This window comes from Sulfitobacter sp. PR48 (assembly GCF_028807335.1).
Lineage (GTDB): Bacteria > Pseudomonadota > Alphaproteobacteria > Rhodobacterales > Rhodobacteraceae > Sulfitobacter.
The window spans coordinates 1-2,469 of sequence record NZ_JARAMM010000055.1 but is presented as its reverse complement, the minus strand read 5'-3'; the positions used below and the strand labels follow the sequence as shown (position 1 = coordinate 2,469).

The 2,469-nt window shown below is 61.2% G+C and carries 2 protein-coding genes; both read right to left on the bottom strand.

Translation table 11 applies throughout. The features are described 5' to 3' along the window. Positions 1 to 129: 129 nt before the first annotated feature. On the bottom strand, positions 130 to 858 hold the full coding sequence (gene istB / locus PVW51_RS24130; protein WP_231036734.1) for an IS21-like element ISPkr1 family helper ATPase IstB: 729 nt from the start codon (positions 856 to 858) through the stop codon (positions 130 to 132). Continuing rightward, entirely contained in the window at positions 788 to 2,356 is a 1,569-nt protein-coding gene (gene istA / locus PVW51_RS24125) for an IS21 family transposase (protein WP_274578224.1), read from the bottom strand. Before istA ends, istB begins: the two co-directional genes overlap by 71 nt. Positions 2,357 to 2,469 lie beyond the last annotated feature (113 nt).

Genomic DNA, 2,469 nt, shown 5'->3' with positions numbered 1-2,469 from the left:
TGTCAATCGGCACGCAAACTTGACCCCCTATCGGCATGCAAAAATAACCCCCTCGGAGCGCTCGGGTAGCTGGCCCGATGCGGTGTAGCCCTCATACAGCGCAGCCGTATCGGGCCAGCGGGGTTTTGGTCATTCGCGGGTCTTGAAGCGCCAGCTTTCGTTGCCGGTTTCGACGATGTCACAGTGGTGGGTAAGACGATCGAGTAGCGCTGTCGTCATCTTGGCGTCTCCGAAGACCGATGGCCATTCACCGAAGTCGAGGTTGGTCGTCACGATGATTGATGTGCGCTCGTAGAGACGACTGACGAGGTGGAACAGGAGCTGGCCGCCGGTTTGCGCGAAGGGGAGGTAGCCGAGCTCGTCGAGGATCAGGAAGTCGAGGCGGCCCAAGAGATCCGCAGTGCGCCCTTGGCGATCAGCGCGAGCTTCGGCGTCGAGTTTGTTCACGAGGTCGACGACGTTGAAGAAGCGGCCGCGCTTGCCACGGCGGATGCAGGCCCTGGCGATGCCTACTGCAAGATGGGATTTGCCGGTCCCGGTGCCGCCGATCAGCACGACGTTGCGTTGATGCTCAAGGAACTCTCCGGAGGTCAGATCACGCACCAGCGTTTCGTTGACCGGCGTATTCTCGAAGCTGAACTCATCGACCTCCTTGGCCAGTGGCAGCTTGGCAATCGTCATCTGGTATTTGATCGAGCGCGCCTGCTTCTCGCTGATCTCGGCGTTCAGCAGATCACCGACGATCTGTTGCGGTTCGTGCTGGCGCTTCACCGCTGTGGTGATGATCTCATCGTAAGCGGCTTTCATGCCGTAGAGCTTCAGCTGGCTCATCGCCTCCAGCACCTGTGATCTTTCCATGGTTGGGTCTCCTTAGGCTGTCATAGCGTTTGCAATCGGCGACGGGCTCGCAGGTCAGTCGCAATGCGGCCGGCGTATCGATGGTCAGTGGCGGGGGAGGCTCCCGATGTCGGGCTAGGATGTTGATGACGACCGAGGCCGCGGGAACCCCTTCGTTCAGGGCTTCGGCGCAGGCAGAATCCACCGCATCCAGCCCGTCGATTGGGATCATGCTCAGGATCTGGACCATCTGCTTGTCACCGTTCGGCACCTTGCCAAGCTTGCGCTGCACACGCCTTATCGCTGGCGGCAGGTCCCAGTCCTTAAAGGGCGCGCCATTCCTGAGCGCGCCCGGTTTGCGAGCCAGAACAGGGATGTAGTGCAGCGGGTCATAGATGGCCTTGTCGCGCCCGAAGGCTCGAGCGTGCTGCCCCACGATTTTGCCGTCCTGCCAGAACTCGACCCGCTCGGCATAGGCACGGATCTCGACAGGTCGACCGACGGCGCGGCCATCCACGGAGTAGCGGTTCTTGTCGAACCGGACGAGGCAGGTTTTGGACACCGAGGCAGGCAGCGCGTGGAAGCCGTTGAAGGGGCCGACATACGGCACCAGGCTGGCGCGTTCTTGCTCGAAGACCTCCCAAGTTGTCCGATCCCGGAGCTCGGGGTGCGGGTTGGACTGGGCCCAGGCAACACAGCGATCCTTGAGCCAAGCGTTGAGTTCGGCGTAGCTCTTGAACTTCGGCCGGGGCACGAAGAACCGTCGTCGGACAACGCCGACCTGGTTCTCGACCTGTCCCTTCTCCCAGCCGGATGCCGGGGTGCAGGCGACAGGATCGACGAGGTAATGCCCGCACATCTGCTGGAACCGCCGGTTGTAGGCGCGGTCGCGGCCGACGAAGATCGTGTCTACTGCGGTCTTCATGTTGTCGTAGATGCCCCGCGCGCAGGCTCCACCGAAGAAGGCAAAGGCTTTGTCGTGCGCATCAAACACCATCTCCTGCGTCTCGCGCGGATAGGCCCGCACGAACAGCATCCGGCTGTGGCAGAGACGGACGTGCGCCACCTTCACCGTGGTCGTCGCGCCATCGATCACTACGATCTCATGGCTCCAGTCGAACTGGTAGGCCTCACCGGGATCGAAGGTCAGCGGCACATAGGCAGCGGCCGTTGCCTCCTCTTCCTCCTTGGACCACGAGGCCGCGTAGCGCCGGACAGCATCGTAGCCGCCGTCATATCCGAGGGCTCTGAGTTCCTCGAAAATCCTGATCCGGGTCAGCCTCTCGCGCTTGGGCTTCCGTGAGTTCACCGTCAGCATCTCGTCGAGCATGTCTTTCCAGGGCCCGATCTTCGGCAACGGTTGAATGGTCCGCTCGTAGGTGAGTTCCGTCGCACCGGAACGGATCACCTTGCGAACCGTGTTCCGCGATACCCGCAGCTCTCGACAGATCTGCTTGATCGACTTCTTGTCTTGAAAATACGCCCGCCTGATCTTCGCAATCGTCTCCACTACCAACATCCTACACTGCGCTCCCCGATGGCCTCGGGGGGCATTATCCACATCAGTGTAAGGGGGTCATTTTTGGATGCCGATCACCCCGCTACGGGGTCAAAATTGCATGCCTGTTCACA